At 68.8% G+C, this 16,199-nt stretch carries 16 protein-coding genes; 10 read left to right on the forward strand and 6 right to left on the reverse strand.

Annotated elements, in window-relative coordinates:
- The first annotated feature begins 49 nt into the window (after positions 1 to 49).
- The 5 genes from F3H13_RS03155 to F3H13_RS03170 all read left to right on the forward strand — a co-directional run bounded on the left by F3H13_RS03155 (position 50) and on the right by F3H13_RS03170 (position 3,137).
- Positions 50 to 247 carry a hypothetical protein gene (locus F3H13_RS03155; RefSeq protein ID WP_006114436.1) on the forward strand — a complete coding sequence of 66 codons (198 nt, stop codon included), beginning with the start codon at positions 50 to 52 and terminating at the stop codon, positions 245 to 247.
- 125 nt (positions 248 to 372) lie between these two features.
- The gene (locus F3H13_RS03160; RefSeq protein ID WP_149797612.1) at positions 373 to 1,350 is read left to right on the forward strand and encodes an aldo/keto reductase; all 978 of its coding nucleotides are present in this window, start codon (positions 373 to 375) and stop codon (positions 1,348 to 1,350) included.
- 93 nt (positions 1,351 to 1,443) lie between these two features.
- Positions 1,444 to 1,599, forward strand: coding sequence for a hypothetical protein (locus F3H13_RS16085; RefSeq protein ID WP_188127984.1), 156 nt, complete (start codon positions 1,444 to 1,446; stop codon positions 1,597 to 1,599).
- Between the two features lie 152 nt (positions 1,600 to 1,751).
- Complete coding sequence (locus F3H13_RS03165; RefSeq protein WP_149797613.1) at positions 1,752 to 2,198, forward strand: hypothetical protein; 447 nt, start codon at positions 1,752 to 1,754, stop codon at positions 2,196 to 2,198.
- Positions 2,199 to 2,366: 168 nt separating this feature from the next.
- The gene (locus F3H13_RS03170) at positions 2,367 to 3,137 is read left to right on the forward strand and encodes a cupredoxin domain-containing protein (RefSeq protein WP_223174365.1); all 771 of its coding nucleotides are present in this window, start codon (positions 2,367 to 2,369) and stop codon (positions 3,135 to 3,137) included.
- Positions 3,138 to 3,169: 32 nt separating this feature from the next.
- On the opposite strand, the gene F3H13_RS03175 is transcribed toward F3H13_RS03170, so the two are convergent.
- On the reverse strand, positions 3,170 to 6,331 hold the full coding sequence (locus tag F3H13_RS03175) for an adenosylcobalamin-dependent ribonucleoside-diphosphate reductase (protein WP_149797614.1): 3,162 nt from the start codon (positions 6,329 to 6,331) through the stop codon (positions 3,170 to 3,172).
- 423 nt (positions 6,332 to 6,754) lie between these two features.
- Between F3H13_RS03175 and F3H13_RS03180 the strand changes: the two genes are divergently transcribed.
- Entirely contained in the window at positions 6,755 to 6,997 is a 243-nt protein-coding gene (locus F3H13_RS03180) for a hypothetical protein (RefSeq protein WP_149797615.1), read from the forward strand.
- Positions 6,998 to 7,046: 49 nt separating this feature from the next.
- On the opposite strand, the gene F3H13_RS03185 is transcribed toward F3H13_RS03180, so the two are convergent.
- Together F3H13_RS03185 and F3H13_RS03190 are read right to left on the reverse strand one after the other, a co-directional pair.
- Positions 7,047 to 9,314, reverse strand: coding sequence for a CDC48 family AAA ATPase (locus F3H13_RS03185; RefSeq protein WP_149797616.1), 2,268 nt, complete (start codon positions 9,312 to 9,314; stop codon positions 7,047 to 7,049).
- On the reverse strand, positions 9,311 to 9,562 hold the full coding sequence (locus F3H13_RS03190) for an Hsp20/alpha crystallin family protein (RefSeq protein ID WP_149797617.1): 252 nt from the start codon (positions 9,560 to 9,562) through the stop codon (positions 9,311 to 9,313). Before F3H13_RS03190 ends, F3H13_RS03185 begins: the two co-directional genes overlap by 4 nt.
- Positions 9,563 to 9,801: 239 nt before the next feature.
- Between F3H13_RS03190 and F3H13_RS03195 the strand changes: the two genes are divergently transcribed.
- From F3H13_RS03195 to F3H13_RS03210, 4 genes are all read left to right on the forward strand, one after another.
- A complete protein-coding gene (locus tag F3H13_RS03195) occupies positions 9,802 to 10,572 on the forward strand; it encodes an alpha/beta fold hydrolase (RefSeq protein WP_149797618.1) in 771 nt (256 codons plus the stop codon).
- 83 nt (positions 10,573 to 10,655) lie between these two features.
- Positions 10,656 to 11,354 (forward strand): DUF2391 family protein, encoded by a 699-nt coding sequence (locus F3H13_RS03200; protein WP_149797619.1) that lies wholly within the window; start codon positions 10,656 to 10,658, stop codon positions 11,352 to 11,354.
- A gap of 99 nt (positions 11,355 to 11,453) precedes the next feature.
- Complete coding sequence (locus F3H13_RS03205) at positions 11,454 to 11,828, forward strand: Hsp20/alpha crystallin family protein (protein WP_149797620.1); 375 nt, start codon at positions 11,454 to 11,456, stop codon at positions 11,826 to 11,828.
- Between the two features lie 3 nt (positions 11,829 to 11,831).
- Positions 11,832 to 13,505, forward strand: coding sequence for an ABC1 kinase family protein (locus tag F3H13_RS03210; protein WP_149797621.1), 1,674 nt, complete (start codon positions 11,832 to 11,834; stop codon positions 13,503 to 13,505).
- 1 nt (position 13,506) lies between these two features.
- Here F3H13_RS03210 and F3H13_RS03215 read toward each other — a convergent pair whose 3' ends face one another.
- The 3 genes from F3H13_RS03215 to F3H13_RS03225 form a co-directional block, all read right to left on the reverse strand.
- Positions 13,507 to 14,352 (reverse strand): FkbM family methyltransferase, encoded by an 846-nt coding sequence (locus F3H13_RS03215; RefSeq protein WP_149797622.1) that lies wholly within the window; start codon positions 14,350 to 14,352, stop codon positions 13,507 to 13,509.
- A gap of 7 nt (positions 14,353 to 14,359) precedes the next feature.
- Positions 14,360 to 15,505: a site-2 protease family protein gene (locus F3H13_RS03220; protein ID WP_149797623.1), complete on the reverse strand. Its 1,146-nt coding sequence runs from the start codon at positions 15,503 to 15,505 to the stop codon at positions 14,360 to 14,362.
- Between the two features lie 205 nt (positions 15,506 to 15,710).
- On the reverse strand, positions 15,711 to 15,971 hold the full coding sequence (locus tag F3H13_RS03225; RefSeq protein WP_004597322.1) for a DUF7123 family protein: 261 nt from the start codon (positions 15,969 to 15,971) through the stop codon (positions 15,711 to 15,713).
- Positions 15,972 to 16,199 lie beyond the last annotated feature (228 nt).

The raw sequence follows: 16,199 nt of genomic DNA on the forward strand, positions 1-16,199 counted from the left end.
CTGCCGCGGCATCCGCGGCTTTTTGTCGCCGCCCCGTGTCGGGCGAGCCATGGACGACATCCTCACGAACTGGCTGCTCGGGCTGATCGCCGCCCTCCTCGCGGTCCTGGTGCTCGACTCGACCGGCGAGTCGTTCCTCGCCCCCCTCTCGCCGGTCGCGAACGTGCTCGCGCTCGTGACGTTCCTCGCGTTCGTCCTCCTCACCGGCGCGTTCCTCGTGTACACGGCGTCGTTCCGGGACCTCTAGCGCGCTCGCGCCGACCGGCGGGTCGACTCGACCGCCGCTCCGCGACCGCTACCGCGTTGACTCGACCGTCGCTCCGCGACCGCCGCCGCGCGTAGCTTTTTGTCTCGCCTCGAACTGGGACGAGTATGGAGTACACGACTCTCGGCGACACCGGCGTGACCGTCTCGAAGATCTGCCTCGGCTGTATGAGCTTCGGCGACTCCGACTGGCGCGAGTGGGTCCTCGACGAGGAAGACGGGAAAGAGCTCGTCGAGCGCGCGATCGACCTCGGGGTGAACTTCTTCGACACCGCCAACATGTACTCGAACGGCGAGAGCGAGCGCGTCCTCGGCGAGGCGCTCGACGGGTACGACCGCGACGAGTTCGTCGTGGCCACGAAGGGGTACTTCCAGATGGACGAGTCAAACCCCAACTCGGGCGGCCTCTCGCGGAAGGCGATCGAACAGGAGCTCCAGAACTCCCTCGACCGGCTCGGCACCGACACGATCGACCTCTATCAGATCCACCGGTGGGACGACGAGACGCCGATCGAGGAGACGCTGGCCGCGCTCGACGACGCCGTGCGACGCGGCGACGTGCGGTATATCGGCGCCTCCTCGATGTGGGCCCACCAGTTCGCCGAATCGCTCCACACGAGCGAGCGCGAGGGGTACGAGCGGTTCGCCACGATGCAGAACCACTACAACCTCGCGTACCGCGAGGAGGAGCGCGAGATGCTCCCGCTCTGTGAGAAGGAGAACGTCGGCGTGATGCCGTGGAGCCCGCTCGCGCGCGGCTACCTGACGCGCCCGCACGAGGACGTGGACGCGACGCTCCGCGGCGAGACCGAAGAGCACCTCTACGCGCACCCCTACCGCGAGGGCGGCGGACGCGAGGTCAACGAGCGCGTCGAGGAGCTCGCCGCCGAGAAGGGCGTGAAGATGGCACAGATCGCCTTGGCGTGGCTCTTCCACAAGGAGTCGGTCGACACGCCTATCGTCGGCACGACGAGCGTCGAACACCTCGAAGACGCGGTCGAGGCGCTCGACATCGACCTCTCGGACTCCGATCTGGAGTGGCTCGAAGCGCCCTACGAGCCGGTCCGCGTCTCTGGCCACGAGTAGGCCGCGCGCGGGCGTCGGCCGCCTCTGCGGCCTAAATGGTGTTTTAGGGATATGTCGGAAACCTATTTGTGTGATAGAGAGTATCACTCAGGCATGAGCGACGACACCGACCACTCCGCGGTTCGGTCGAGCACGGAGTACGCCCGCACCCGGACGCGGTGTCCGAACTGCGGCGACCACGTGCCCGCGGCCGGCGGGAACACGGAGGCGACGGAGTGTCCGAACTGCCACCGCATGGTGCGGACCTGACGCCGGCATCGACCCTCCGGCGAGACGTCGGCGGCCATCCGTCGAGACAGCGGCCGTCCTCCGCCGTTCGCGGCGGCCCGCCGGCCACTTATAAATACACCGTCGCGGACGCCACGACAACCCTTTTCGGCGGCGCCGCCGAACCGTGGCGCATGGCAGACGACGACGCCACCGACCCCGAGAACGGCGATGCCGGCGAACAGGGCGACTCCGCCGACGGCGACGACGGCGAGGAGAAGTCCTTCCGCGAGCGCGTCGAGGAGATCCGCGAGCGACGCGAGCAGGAGCGCGAGGAGGGCGACCGGCCCGACCCCGAAGAGATGATGGGCGGCGGCGGCCCGCCGGGGATGGGCGGTGGCGGCGGCGGCAACCCCTTCGCGCAGATGATGTCCGGCATGATGGGCGGCGGCGGCGGCCCCGGCGGCGCGGGCGGCCCGCCCGGCATGGGCGGCGGTCCCGGCGCGCCCGGCGAGCAGGGCGCTCGCGGCGACGACGGCGGCAACGAGGAACTCGTCCGCGAGGTGCGCCAGCTCCGCGACGAGGTCCGCGACGCGACCCGGCAGCTCCAGCGCATCGCGCAGGCGCTCGAAGACGACTGACCGGTCGCGACCCCGCGTCGCGGTGACGCGGACTCGCGGTGTCTCGCCGCCACCTTCTTTCGTTACTTCCCGTACTAAACCCTACAGAAGTCCATAAATTCGCATTTTAACGATAGCGTTACGCATACCGATATCGTTTTTATCACGTGGTCGTATCAACACACCGCAATGTTCGCGAGCCGGGAGCGACAGACCCGTTCGGGGTCGCGACGAACGACGCGGCGACGGGCATTGGCCGCCATCGGCGCGGCGGCCATGCCGGCCGTCGCCGGCTGTTCCGGCGCACAGGACGACGGACGAAACGACGATTCGAGCGACGACATGACCGACGACACGACGACTCGACAGACGGAGGACTCGGCGATGGACACTCGGTTCGGCTACGTCGGCACCGGCGACGACTCGCCGCCCGTCGAGCCCGACCACACTGTCCAGCTGTTGATCCGCCCGCGCGAGGATACACCGATCCCGGAGTTCTACTTCGAGCCGACCGGTCTCGCGGTCGATGTCGGCGACACCGTCCGGTTCGATCTGGCGACGCCCCACCACAACGTCAACGCGTACCACCCCGCGTTCGGCTACACCCAGCGGGTGCCCGACTCGGTGCCGGCGTACTCGTCGCCGATCCTGAGCGTCGACGAGTACTGGCTCTACACGTTCGAAACGGAAGGGGTCCACAACATCATGTGTGCGCCACACGAGCTGTTCGGCATGGTCGGCAGCATCGTCGTCGGCTCCCCTTCTGGCCCCGGCGCCAACCCCGTCGGCGAGGCCCCCGCGCCGACGGAGGAGTCGCGACCGCCGGAGTTCACCGCCGGACTGGTGTTGAGCGACCCGGCGCTCGAACCGGAGAACATCGTCGACGCCGGCTCCGTCTCGTGGGACGACCTCGACCCCGCAAGCAAGGAACTACGGCTCGCGCCGATTGGCGAGGCGTAGGACCGGCCGCCGTCGCGGTCCCCGCTACCCGCCTAACACTCCGACCAGCCGCACGACTCGCACGTCTTGCAGCCCTCGGAGTAGTAGAGGTTCATTCCGCCGCACTCGGGACACTCGGGCGACTCGCCCGCCGCGATGAGCTCTTGCGTCGAGTCGTCGGCGCCGGCGGCGTCGTCTTCCGCCGCCGGACCGGGACCGCCCGCGCTCGGCGCGTCGGTCGCCGTCCCGGCGTCGACCGCGCCGCCGTCCGTCTGGCTCGGGGGGCTCGCGCCCGACGCGGCCTCCTCGACGTCGTCGAGGCTCTGCTGTTGGGGAATCCCCTTGTCGACGTCGTCGTCGAGGTAGCGCCGCAGCGCGGTGCCGATGGCGTCCGGGATCGACTGGATCTGCTCGCCTTTGTCCCAGGCGACCTTCGGGCTCCGGGTGCCCTGAAGCTCGTCGACGATCTCCTCGGGGTCGACGCCGGAGCGCAGCGCCGTCGAGATGACCTTCGCGAGCGCCTCCGTGAAGGAGTTGGTGTAGCCGCCGGAGTGGCCGATGTTCGCGAACAGCTCGAACGGCAGTCCCTGCTCGTCCTCGTTGATGGTGACGTACAGCTTGCCGTAGCCCGTCTCGACGCGCTGGGTAACGCCCGACAGCGAGTCGGGGCGCGGGCTCCGTTCGCTGTAGTCGATCCGCGGCTGCTCGCTGGCTTCGAGCAGGTCCGCGACCTCCGCGTCGATCGCCGCGCGGACGTCCTCGTTGTCGAGGAACGACTCGACGCCGCCGAAGACCTCGTTGATCTGCTCGACGATCGTCTCGGCCGCCTCGCTCTCGTCGGCGAACTCGGTGTTCTGTGCGCGCGTCGTGAGCACCTGCTTCGAGCGGGTGCCGTCGCGGTAGTAGGTGACGCCCTTCCCGCCGTTCTCGTAGATGTACTCGAAGACCTCCTTGGCGTCGCCCAGCGTGGAGTCGTTGGGCGCGTTTACCGTCTTCGAGATGGCGGAGTCGACGCCCTTCTGGCAGGCGACCTGCACGCCGGCGTGGTCCTTCGCGGAGAGGTCGCCGGTGACGACGAACAGCTCGCCGATCGCGTCCGGCACGGTGTCGAGCCCCTCGACGCCGTCGAACTCGTTTGCGGCCATCTGTTCTTGCGCCTCCCGCTTGACGGCGTCGACGTCGACGTCGTTGGCCTCCAGCGTGCGCAAGAAGTAGTCGTCGAACTCGACGAGCATCTCGTCGCCCTGGACGTCGTCGGAGACGTTCTTGTAGTAGGCGACGTTGTAGATGGGCTCGCAGCCGCCGGTCGTGTTGCCGATCATCGACGTCGTGCCCGTCGGGGCGATCGTCGTCGTGTTGTGGTTGCGGATCGGGAAGCCGTCCGCCCAGTCGTCGGCGTCGAGCCCGGTGTAGTGTTCGAACCAGTCGCTGTACTCCGTCGGGTTCGCGTACTTCGAGTCCTCCCAGTCGTTGAACGTCCCGCGCTCCTCGGCGAGTTCGTGGGAGGCGAGCTTCGACTCGTGGTTGATGTGGGTCATCAGCTGCCGGGCGATCTCGTTGCCCGACTCGGAGCCGTAGCGGACGCCGAGCTGGACGTACAGCTGCGCGAGCCCCATGATCCCGAGCCCGATCTTCCGCATGTCGCGGACCTTCTCTTCGATCTCCGGGACCGGGAAGTCGGACATCGTGACGACGTTCTCGAGGAAGCGGGTGCCGTAGTCGATCCGCTCTTCGAACTCCTCGAAGTCTATCGCCTCCTCTAAGAACGCCTCGACCGCGGCCGCCTCGGAGTCGTACTCGTCGGCGTGTTCGTCGGACCACACGCGCCAGTCCGGCGCGTCGAGGTCCGCGAGCGTCGAGAGGTTGATGTGGCCGAGGTTACACGCCTCGTACTCTTCGAGCGGCTGCTCGCCGCAGGGGTTCGTCGCGAGGATCCGATGGTCCGGGTTCTCCTCGACGTCGAAGGAGTGCTCCTTGTTGATCCGCTCGAGGTAGACGACGCCCGGCTCGCCGTTCTCGTGGGCGCCCTCGATCATGTGGTCCCAGATATCGGCCGCGGGGACGGAGAGGACCTCGCCGACCTCGACGTGCTCGCCGAGGCCGAACATATCGTAGAGTTCCTTTGTCTCCGGAGTAGCGACGTGGGGCTCCTCCGTGCGGGGGTTGGTGAAGGTGAACTCCTCGTCGTTCGCCAGCGCCTCCATGAACTCGTCCGTGACGCCGACGCTGATGTTGAAGTTCGAGAGGTGGCCCTCGACCGCGTTCCGGAGGTGTTCGGGCACCTTCCCGTCCTCGTCGATGAGCTCACGGGCCTCCTCTAAGGCGTCCGCGAAGGAGTTGTGCGTGAAGTCGTCGGGGTCGTTCAGGCGCAGCGAGTGGGCAAGCGAGACGTCCTTGTTCTTCGCGTGGATGAACTGGATGACGTCCGGGTGCGAGATCCGCATGACGCCCATCTGGGCGCCGCGGCGCGCGCCGCCCTGCGCGATCGTCTCGCACATCTGGTCGAACGTCCGCATGAACGTGATCGGGCCGGAGGCGATACCGCCGGTGGAGCCGACCGCGTCGCCGTACGGGCGGAGCTTCCAGAACGCGTACCCCATGCCGCCGCCGGACTGGAACACCTCGGCCGCCTCCTTGGCGGTCTGGTGGATATCGGTGATGTCGTCGCCCGGCGAGTCGACGAAGCAGGCGGAGAGCTGCTGGAGCTCGTCGCCCGCGTTCATCAGGGTCGGGGAGTTCGGCATGAACGAGAGCGACTCCATCCCGTCACGGAACCGGTCCGCGGTCGCCTCGACATGGTCGCGCACCTCGTCGGGCAGCTCGGGGACGACGGTCTCGTACGCGAACTTGTTGACGTTGTGGGCGGTGAGCGTCGTCTCCGCGTCGTCGTCGGCGGTCGTCCCCGCGCCGAACACTTCTTCGGCGAGCTCGTCGCGCCGGGGGTGGTCGGGCTTCAGCTGGGCGGGCGTGACGGTGACCTCGACGCCCTGCTTTTCGGCCTCGAAGACAGCTTCCGCGAGCGCGACGTTGCGCGCGACGCGGTCGAACAGCTCCTCCTGATCTTCGATCGGTTCGCCGTCCGCGTTCTTCCGGAGGTAGCGCGCGGGCAGGATGTTCTGGTAGGCGTTGCCCGTGAGCCGCTCCTCCATGGTGTCGCCCGTGGTTCGTTTGATCGGCAGTTCGACTCCGTCGGCGGAGACGCCGTCGCTGCTCATTCGGCGGTCACCCCGCTGGGTTGTCGTGAGATATGGGTCATCTGTAGTGTTGGTGTACTGGCGAGGCGGGCCCTTGTAGGTTCGGATGTTCGGACCCGCCCGGCGTCTACGTGTCCGATTCGATATGTAACGTCTGCCCGGTGCGTCTGACGCTGAATACGGTACGTCGGCAAGAAAGGGACTCCGGACACATAAGCATAGGTAGACCGGAGTGAAACTGGTCGAAGATCGAACAAACCGCAGTAGGAGAGCGGCTCCCCACCGGAACACAAGGGGGGTTGTTCGGTGGTCGTTCCGTCGGCGACATCGGGTGCTGGCGCCTCCACAGTGATCGCGCCGACGAGCCCGCGTCCGAACTCGGCGTCGTTTTTACCACACACCTATCAGAATTCGTACCCGGCTCGCTCCTCGTCCCACAAGCTTATGCCCGACCTCGCCGTGGCACCGGACATGACCGCATCGTCACTCGCGCTCGCGGGACTCGTCGCGCCGGCACAGGCCGCGCTGCTCGGCAGTCAGGTCGGGCAGCTGCTGGTCGCGTTGGTCGCCGTCGCGCTGATCATCGTCGTCGGCAAGTTCGTGCTGAAGCTCGCGTGGCGGCTCGTCACAATCGGCATCGTCGTCGTCGCCGTCTTCTACCTGCTGTCGACGCTCGGCCTGGTCTAAAACAATCGCCGCGAGCGAACCGACCCCCGGACCGCATCGGGCCGCCGCCCTACTGGAAGGCAGCGCCCGGCTCGGCCTCGGTGCGGTCGACCTCCGACCGCTTGAACTGCTTTTCGATCTCCTCGTAGCGCTCGCGCGTCTCGGGGGTAACGCTGGGGTTCACCTCGCTCAGCGCGTCCTCGAAGTGCTCCATCGTCACGCGGACGTTGCCGACGGACTCGCCGACCTCCTCGCGCGTGACGCTCCCGATGAACTCCCGGGAGGCGTTCATCGACGCCTCGCGGGCGACCGCCTCGATGTCGGCGCCCACGTAGCCCTCGGTCTTCCGGGCGAGGGCGTCGAGGTCGACGTCGTCCGCCAGCGGCTTGTTCCGCGTGTGGACCTCGAAGATCCGGCGGCGCGCCGTCTCGTCGGGGACGGGCACGTGTACGTGCCGGTCTAAGCGGCCGGGGCGGAGCAGCGCCGAGTCGATGAGGTCCGGGCGGTTCGTCGTCGCGATGACGACGACGTCCTCCAGCGATTCGAGCCCGTCGAGCTCCGTCAGCAGCTGGGAGACGACGCGCTCGCCGACGCCGGAGTCGCCGGAGTTCTTCCCGCGCTCGGTCGCGATCGAGTCGATCTCGTCGAAGAACACGATCGTCGGCGCGTTCTCGCGGGCCTTGCTGAACACCTCGCGGACGCCCTTCTCGGACTCGCCCACGTACTTGTTCAAAAGCTCCGGCCCCTTGATCGAGATGAAGTTCGACTCGCTCTCGTTGGCGACGGCCTTCGCGAGCAGGGTCTTCCCCGTGCCCGGCGGGCCGTACATCAGGACGCCCTTGGCGGCCTGCATGTCCAGCTCCTCGAACACCTCGGGGTACTCGAGGGGCCACTGGATCGTCTCGCGGAGCCGCTCTTTGGTGTCCGCTAAGCCGCCCACGTCCTCCCAGGTGGTGTCGGGGACCTCCACGAACACCTCCCGCAGCGCGGAGGGTTCGATCCCCTTGATCGCCTCCTTGAAGTCGGACTCGGTCACCTGGATGCTGTTCAGCACGTCGGCGTCGATCTCGTCGCTCTCTAAGTCGATCTCGGGCCGGATGCGCCGCAGCGCGTGCATCGCGGACTCCTTAGCGAGCGACTCGAGGTCGGCCCCGACGAAGCCGTGGGTGTTCTCGGCGTACTCGTCTAAGTCGATCCCCTCGGTCAGCGGCATGTTCCGCGTGTGGACCTGGAGGATCTCCTTGCGGCCGTCGCGGTCGGGGACGCCGACCTCGATCTCGCGGTCGAAGCGGCCGCCCCGTCGGAGCGCCTGGTCGATGGCGTCGACGCGGTTCGTCGCCCCGATGACGACGACCTCGCCGCGCTCCTCTAACCCGTCCATCAGCGAGAGCAGCTGGGCCACGACGCGACGCTCCACGTCGCCGCCGGCCTCCTCGCGCTTGGGCGCGATGGAGTCCAGCTCGTCCATGAAGATGATGGCGGGCGACTCCTCGGACGCCTCCTCGAACACCTCGCGGAGCTGCTCTTCGCTCTCGCCGTAGTACTTCGACATGATCTCCGGGCCGGAGATCGTGTGGAAGTTGGCGTCGATCTCGTTGGCGACCGCCTTCGCGATCAGCGTCTTGCCCGTGCCCGGCGGGCCGTGGAGCAGGACGCCCTTCGGCGGGTCGATGCCGAGGCGCTTGAACAGCTCCGGGTGCCGCATCGGGAGCTCGATCATCTCGCGGACCTGCTCGAGCTCGTCGTCGAGCCCGCCGATGTCCTCGTAGGTGACGTCGGGGCCCTCGCCGGTTCCGCCCGCGGCGTCGCCGCGGTCGGCGAGCTCCTCGGCGGAGATCTCGGAGATGCTGATCTCCGTCTCGTCGGTGATGACGACCGTGCCGCCCGGGCTCGTCTCGGCGATCTTCATCGGGACCGCCTGCGACTGGCCGCCCATCAGCCCGAAGCCGAGGGAGGTGCGGATCGTCTGTCCCTCAGTGACGGGCTGCCCGGAGAGCTTGTCGCGGATGAACGGGGCGATCTGCCCCCGCACCCGCAGCTGGCTCGGGAAGGCGATCGTCACCGCGTCCGCCCGCGAGACGTCGACGTCTTCGACGGTCACGCGGTCGTCGATCCCCACGTCGGCCTCCTGGCGGAGGCGGCCGTCGATGCGGATCACGCCGGTCCCGTCGTCCTCGGGGTAGCCGGGCCAGACGCGGGCGATCGCGGCCCCGTCGGCACCCTCGACGCGGACGATGTCGCCGCCGGAGAGCCCGAGCTCGTCGGCCGCGACGCGGTCGATCGCCGCGAGGCGGCGACCGGCGTCCTTCTGTTTCAGCGGCTTGACGGTGAGCTTCATCGCTCGCCCTCCACGGTGAGCACGCCGTTGTTCACGACCGCGTCCGCGGCCGCGCCGGGCAGCTCGAGCTCCGATTCGACCGGCCCGTCCGGTCCCTCCACGACGACGATCGCGGTGTCACCGACGGTGTCGACGGTGACGGTCTCGTCGTCGACGCCCAGGTCGGCGGCGACGATCCAGCCGTCGTCGTACTCGTACCGACGCAGCAGCGCGCCGTCGCCGGTCGATCGGGTCTGTATGTGATTCATCCTAACTACGAGTTAGTCGCGTAGATATTTAAACCTAATGCTCAAAATCGCAAGACGTGAGTGTGTCTCTGTGCTATCGGTAGTGTAGCGGTTCGGGCCCGATCGGCCCCGAGCGGTCGCCGTCCGGCGGTCGGCGTCGTGTCCCGTCACCCGTTCGGATCGCGGGCCACGACCGCGGGGCGCCGACCGCGGTCCGACCCCGCCGTCGTTTATCACCCTCGGCGGCGAACCCACCGGACATGGAACGAGTGACCCATCACGGGCGCGAAACGGCGTACCGCCGCTTCGACCGGGGCGGCGACGGGCCGACGGCGTGTTTCGTCCACGGCAGCGGCGGCACGAAGGACGTCTGGAAGTCGCAGGCGCGGATCGCCGACCGGTTCCCGGGCGTCGCCGTCGACCTCTCCGGGCACGGCGACAGCGACGACGTGGCGACGCCCGCCGGGCGCGAGACGCTCGACGCGTACGCGGACGACGTCGTCGCGGTCGCGGAGGAGGCGGACGCGACCGTCCTCTGTGGCAACTCCCTCGGCGGCGCGGTCGCGCTGTGGGTCGCCCTGGAGCGCGAGCTCGCGCTCGACGGCCTCGTCCTCGCGGGCACGGGCGCGAAGCTCGCGGTGGCCGAGCCCCTCCGCGACGCGCTCGCGGACGACTTCGACCGGGCGGTCTCGCTGCTCCACGAACCGGACCGACTGTTCCACGACGCGCCCGCCGAGTACGTCGACCTCTCGGAGGCGTCGATGCGCGCGTGCGGACGGGCGGTCACCGAGCGCGACTTCCTGACGTGCCACCGCTTCGACGTCCGGGACCGCCTCGACGCGGTCGACGCCCCGGCGCTCGCGCTCGTCGGCACGCACGACGAGCTCACCCCGCCCGCCTATCACGAGTACCTCGCGGACGGGATTCCGGCCGGGGAGTACGTCGAACTCCCCGACGCCGCCCACCTCGCGATGCTCGAACGGCCGACCGCGTTCAACGAGGCACTCTCCGAGTTCCTCGGTCGGCTGTAGCCGCGACGCGGCCGTCGGTGGCCGAGCGGCCCGCGGCGGCCGCGAGGGCGTCCTTTTAGGTCGCTCGCGCGCCGCGGAGGCACATGGTCGACAGCGACGAACGGGACGCGGGGCGGGCGGGCGGTCCGGAGGGGTCGGGAGACCGGCTCGCCGCCGAGCGCGCCCCCGACGAGCCCGACATCGACGACCTGCTTGCGAAGCTCGACGCCCTGCGCGACACGGTCGACGAGGGGCACGAGCGCGAGAAGGTCAGGGAGACGATCTCGCTCGTCGAGCGGATGCCCGGAACCAGCGCGCTCGCCCAGCGGATCACCAAGTACACCTCCCGCGACCTGGCCGAGTCGTTCGTCGGGGCGGTGCTGTTCGCGCTCCCCCTGCTCGTCGAGGGCGGCGTCTTCGAGATCGCGGCCTGGTTCGCGGCGACGACCGTCGCCGGGGTTCCGGTCCTCCTGGTCGGTCACGTCGGCTTCATCTTCCTCGCGACCGCCGGGCTCCTCTACTTCGCCGACTTCCGCCAGATCACGATCCGACACCCGATCCTCGGCGTCGTCCCCCGCCGGTACGCGGGCGTCCTCCTCGTCTCGCTCGCCACGTCGGCGGCCATGCTGCTGTTCTGGGGCCGGCTCCACGAGGGCGACCCGACCCCGATCGAACGGCTCGGCCGGATCGCGGTCGTCTGGGCCCCGGCCGCGTTCGGCGCGGGCCTCGGGGACATCCTCCCCGGGGAGTCACAGGGGGAGGACCTCGGGAAGTTCGACCTCGACATCGGGGACGACGACTGATTCGAGGCCGTCTCCCGCGCTCGCGACCGCCCGCCGCGGGCCCGCGGTCAGGTCCGAACTTTCCACAGGTTTTTCGCCGCGGCGACCCTATCTCCCTCTATGTCAGCGCTACGCGACGCGCTCCGGGACCTCCCGGACGCGGTGTTTGCGGACCTACTCGAGTCCGACGAGGGGTACGTCCTCGTCGTCGACCTCCCGGGCGCGGCCGCCGAGACCACCGAGGTACTCGTTGAGGACGGGCGCATCGACATCGAGGGGCGCCGCGAAAAGTCGGTCCCCGAGGGGTTCGAGTACGTCCGCGAGGACCGCCCCCTGTTCCTCGACGCCGAACTCCCCCTCCCGAGCGACGCCGACGGCACGGGCGCCGACGCCGAAATCGACCGCGGCGTCCTCGAGATCTCCCTGCCGAAGCGGGAATCCGACGTCTCCCGGACCATCCCCGTCGACGACGCGGACGACGAGGGCGACGCCTGACGGGTGGTCACGCTGGTAAACCTTCGCGCCTACTGGCGGTTCGTCGTCGTCCTGCGGCGGTTCTCGCCGCTGATCGTCGCCTACTGGCGTGACAGCCGCCGCTACTTTCTGTTCGGCGGGAGCCGCGAGGTCGACGCCGAGACCCAGCGCGAGCGCGCGGCGGTACTGCTCGACATCCTGCTCACGCTCGGCCCGACGTTCATCAAGCTCGGGCAGATCCTCTCGACGCGGCCCGACATCCTCCCGCCCGCGTACATCGAGGTGCTGGAGGGGCTCCAAGACGACGTGCCGCCCGCGCCCTGGAAGGAGTCGAAGGTCGTCCTCGAAGACGAGTTCGGGCCGGTCGACGAGACGTTCGACGACTTCGACCGCGACCCGATAAGCGGCGCGAGCCTCGGGCAGGTGTACACCGCCGAGTACGACGGCGACCCGGTCGCGGTGAAGGTGCGCCGCCCCGGGATCGAGTCGCTCGTCGAGGCCGACCTCCGGACGATCCGCTGGTCGATCCCGCTCGTCAAGCGGTTCACCGGCGCCGGCCGGGCGTTCTCGTTGGAGAACCTCGCCGACGAGTTCGCGAAGACGATCCGCGAGGAGATGGACTACGAGCGCGAGCGGACGATGCTCGAGGAGATCCGCGGGAACTTCGCCGACGAGGACCGGATCCGGATCCCCGAGACGTACGAGTCGGTCTCCGGGCCGCGCGTGCTCACGATGGAGTACGTCCCGGGCGCGAAGATCAGCGACATCGACGCCCTTGACGAGGCGGGACACGACCGGACGCAGATCGCGGAGACGCTCCAGGAGGTGTACCTCCAGATGATCATCGAAGACGGCGTGTTCCACGCCGACCCCCACCCGGGGAACCTCGCCGTCACGGACGGCGGGGCCGTGATATTCTACGACTTCGGGATGGCGGGCCGGGTCGACCCGTTCGTTCAGGAGAAGATCGTCGACTTCTACGTCGCGGTCGCGCGCCAGGACATCGACGGCATCCTCGACACGCTCATCGCGATGGGTACCCTCTCGCCGGAGGCGGACCGCGAGGTGATGGGGAACGTGATGGAGCTGGCCATCGCCGACGCCAGCGGCGAGGACATCGAGCAGTACCAGGTGAACCAGATCATCGAGCAGGTGGAGTCGACCATCTACGAGTTCCCGCTGCGGCTCCCGCCGAACCTCGCCTTGGTCCTCCGGGTCGCCACCGTCGTTGAGGGCGTCTGCGTCACGCTCGACCCCGAGTTCGACTTCATCTCGACTGCCACCGACTACCTCCGCGAGGAGGGGTACTACGAGCAGACCGCCCGCGACCTCGCCGAGGACGCCGGCAGACAGGTCCAGCGGACGACCGAGGCGCTGTTCACGGTGCCGCCGAAGGCCGACGAGTTCCTCGACCGCGCCAACCGCGACGACCTGACGGTCAACGTCGTGTTAGAGGACGACACCAAGGTGTTAGAGAAGCTGGCGATGCGGATCGCCTACTCGGTGCTGCTCGCGGTCGGCGTCCTCTCGGCGACGATCCTCTACTCGTTCGCGAACAACTGGCGGCTCGCGCTCGTCGTCCTCGCGCTGGCCGCGCCGCTCGCGATCGCCTTGTACCGGTCGTTCCGGAAGAAGCGCGGGCTCCGCACCACGCCGCAGTTCACCAGGCAGGGCATGAAGAACCGGCGCGAGGACTGAGTCACCCCGGCGCGTCGGGGGCCTCGACCGGCCGACAGATCCAGACGTCTTCCGCCGCCTCGACCGCGTAGCCCCGAGCCGCGAGCCACTCGCGGAGGCCGGCGCTCGCTGGGCCCGCCGCGCTGCCGCCCGCCGAGTCTCCGTCCGCTGCTCCCGCCTTGTGGACCTCGACGACCAGCAGCGGCCGGTGGGTCGCGAACGTTCCCGCCGCCCCCCGGAGGACGGCGGCCTCGCGGCCCTCCACGTCGACTTTGATCGCGTCCGGCGGCGGGACGGGGTCGGCGGCGCCCGGCGCCGCGCCGTCGACCCCTTCGACGAGGTCGTCGAGCCGCCGGATCGGGACCGACTCCGTCCCCGCGATCGTCGCGCCCCACCTGGTCGCCGACTCGCGGTCGAACGCGGAGCACTTCGAGAACGTCGACCGGTAGAAGGTGAGCGTCGCGTTCGCGTCGCCGACCCCGGCCCGACGGAGGTCGATCCGTCCGTCGGATCCGTTCCGGCCGCCGAGCCCGTTTCGGTCGGCGTTGCGCGCCAATCGGTCCGCGCTCTCGCCGTTCGGCTCGAACGCGACCACCCGTCGGTCGGTGTCGCGCGCCAGCGGAATCGCGTGTTCGCCCACGTGCGCGCCGGCGTCGACGATCACCGCGTCGTCCGGGAGGCGGTCGAGGGCGGCGAGTCCGGGGTCGTCGCCGTGTGGATTCGTCGGCTCGTAGCTCCAGTAGGCGCCGGCGACGGTCCGCTTCGGGGTCGCGACGCCGAGCGCGTACGTCAGGTCAGCGAGGCGGTACAGCGTCCGGAAGCCGAGGCGTTCGAGCCGCGCCCGCAGCGGCGAGAGGATTCGGGTCATCGCGTCGTCACGCGCCGATGACTTGGATCGGCACGAGGAGGAAACAGAGCGCGCCGACGGCGAACGTGAGGACGCCGACCGCGACCCGGACCAGGCCCAGTCCCTCCTCGTCGGTCGGGTCTGCCGGGCCGTTGTACGCGATCACCGCCGCGAACACGCCCCAGAACGCCCACAGTCCGACGGATTCGTTCAGCCCGAGCCCGCGCCAGAAGTAGAGGTAGGCGGCGATGCTGAGCAACGCGCCGGGGACGAGCGCCGCCACGGTCTCTTGACGCGGCCCGAGCATCGCCCGAACCATGTGGCCGCCGTCAAGCTGGCCGACCGGGAGGAGGTTTAAGAGAGTGAAGAACATCCCGATCCACCCGCCCATCACCACCGGGTGCGTGGTGAGTCCCGGGTCCCCGTAGCTCGTCGTCTGGCCTAGGGCGTCGGCGATGATGTTCAACAGCGGCGGGTTGTTGAACCGGATCACCGCTCCCGATTCCGACGCGCTCGCGGGCACCTGGATCGGGTCCAGCGAGAGGCCGATCGCGGTCACGATCACCGTCGCGACCAGCCCCGCGATCGGTCCGGCGACGCCGACGTCGAAGAGGACCTTCCGCGACGGCATCCGCCCGCGGATGCGGATCACCGCCCCGAGCGTGCCGAACGGGAACATGAAGGGGATGACGTACGGGAGCGAGACGGGGACGCCGTGGTAGCGACCGGCGGCGTAGTGGCCGAGCTCGTGGGTCATCAGCACGCCGAGGACGGCGGCGGTGAACGGCCACGCCTGAAGCAGCGCCAGCGGGTTCGACTGGATCTCCGCCAACGGGATGTAGTACCAGCCGTACGCGCCGACGAACAGCGTCGACAGCACGGTGGCCGCGAACATGGCGACGTTCACCCACGGGATCCCATCGCGGCCGCGGTCGAACGGCGTTGCGACGACGATGTGCCCGTCGTCGACGACCTCGACGTCGACCTCGTACCCCGCCTCGCGGAAGTGCGGGGTCAGCTTCCGCAGCAGCGTCCGCTCCGGGACGTACGACTCGCCGCGGTATCGCACGCGACCGTCCTCGCGGCGGACCTCGTCGATCCGGAAGAACGTCCGGAGCGGCTCCGGACGCGGCGCGCCGTCGCCGGCCGCCGCCGCGTCCTCGTGTTCTGGCATCGTCACGTGGTAACTGGCCGGCGAGTATAAACCCCGCGTCGGCGGGTGAGGGAACCGGAAACGGGAGACCCGTGGTCCGTCCGGGTCGTGTGACGGACACGCGTCGCGGTGAGGAAAGCGCGGGGCGGGGACCGGGGCGCCGAATTCGGTGCGGCGCCCTGCGCCGGGGCCGATGCCGCGAGCGTCGGTCGGCTGACGGGGAGCCTCAGGCGGGCTCGACGCGCCAGGTCGTCGCGCCCGTGTACGACCACTTCTCGACGGTGAGCTCCGTCGCGGAGTCGCGGAGCTTCACCATCAGGGCGCCGATCTCCTTCGGCGAGAGGTCGACGTCCTCGGAGATGAACTTCCCTTTGAAGTACATCTCGCCGTCCTGGGCGCGGTCGAGCAGGTACTGCTTCAGCCGCTCTTCCTTGCTGCGGTCGTCGTTCGCGCTCGCGTTCGTGGAGGGGTTCGCTGTCGCGCTCATGGTACATCCCACGCTTGCCGCCAGAGGGTGTTATAAAGGCTACACCGTTGGGTGACGTTCAGGGGGTTTCAGGGCGTTTCACCGAACTCGACGGAGTAAAACGTGTCTGACGGACTCTTTATAACGATTCTAAAACGCCGCAGATATTTTATAATCGGTTCTGAGAGCGTTTTTGGTGCTTACCACTCGGTAAGCGAGTCATTCGTCACCGCCGCGTTCGCCCGGCAT

Origin of the sequence: Halorubrum xinjiangense (assembly GCF_900102375.1) — an archaeon.
In the GTDB taxonomy this organism is placed as follows: Archaea; Halobacteriota; Halobacteria; order Halobacteriales; family Haloferacaceae; genus Halorubrum; species Halorubrum xinjiangense.

Excerpts from the sequence above, each read along its gene's own strand:
- F3H13_RS03225 (WP_004597322.1), bottom strand. The coding sequence starts at position 15,971 with ATGAGCGCGACAGCGAACCCCTCCACGAACGCGAGCGCGAACGACGAC.
- F3H13_RS03180 (WP_149797615.1), top strand. The coding sequence starts at position 6,755 with ATGCCCGACCTCGCCGTGGCACCGGACATGACCGCATCGTCACTCGCG.
- F3H13_RS03220 (WP_149797623.1), bottom strand. The coding sequence starts at position 15,505 with ATGCCAGAACACGAGGACGCGGCGGCGGCCGGCGACGGCGCGCCGCGT.
- F3H13_RS03155 (WP_006114436.1), top strand. The coding sequence starts at position 50 with ATGGACGACATCCTCACGAACTGGCTGCTCGGGCTGATCGCCGCCCTC.
- F3H13_RS03175 (WP_149797614.1), bottom strand. The coding sequence starts at position 6,331 with ATGAGCAGCGACGGCGTCTCCGCCGACGGAGTCGAACTGCCGATCAAA.
- F3H13_RS03200 (WP_149797619.1), top strand. The coding sequence starts at position 10,656 with ATGGTCGACAGCGACGAACGGGACGCGGGGCGGGCGGGCGGTCCGGAG.
- F3H13_RS03205 (WP_149797620.1), top strand. The coding sequence starts at position 11,454 with ATGTCAGCGCTACGCGACGCGCTCCGGGACCTCCCGGACGCGGTGTTT.
- F3H13_RS03190 (WP_149797617.1), bottom strand. The coding sequence starts at position 9,562 with ATGAATCACATACAGACCCGATCGACCGGCGACGGCGCGCTGCTGCGT.
- F3H13_RS03170 (WP_223174365.1), top strand. The coding sequence starts at position 2,367 with ATGTTCGCGAGCCGGGAGCGACAGACCCGTTCGGGGTCGCGACGAACG.
- F3H13_RS03160 (WP_149797612.1), top strand. The coding sequence starts at position 373 with ATGGAGTACACGACTCTCGGCGACACCGGCGTGACCGTCTCGAAGATC.
- F3H13_RS03185 (WP_149797616.1), bottom strand. The coding sequence starts at position 9,314 with ATGAAGCTCACCGTCAAGCCGCTGAAACAGAAGGACGCCGGTCGCCGC.
- F3H13_RS03215 (WP_149797622.1), bottom strand. The coding sequence starts at position 14,352 with ATGACCCGAATCCTCTCGCCGCTGCGGGCGCGGCTCGAACGCCTCGGC.
- F3H13_RS03165 (WP_149797613.1), top strand. The coding sequence starts at position 1,752 with ATGGCAGACGACGACGCCACCGACCCCGAGAACGGCGATGCCGGCGAA.
- F3H13_RS03195 (WP_149797618.1), top strand. The coding sequence starts at position 9,802 with ATGGAACGAGTGACCCATCACGGGCGCGAAACGGCGTACCGCCGCTTC.
- F3H13_RS16085 (WP_188127984.1), top strand. The coding sequence starts at position 1,444 with ATGAGCGACGACACCGACCACTCCGCGGTTCGGTCGAGCACGGAGTAC.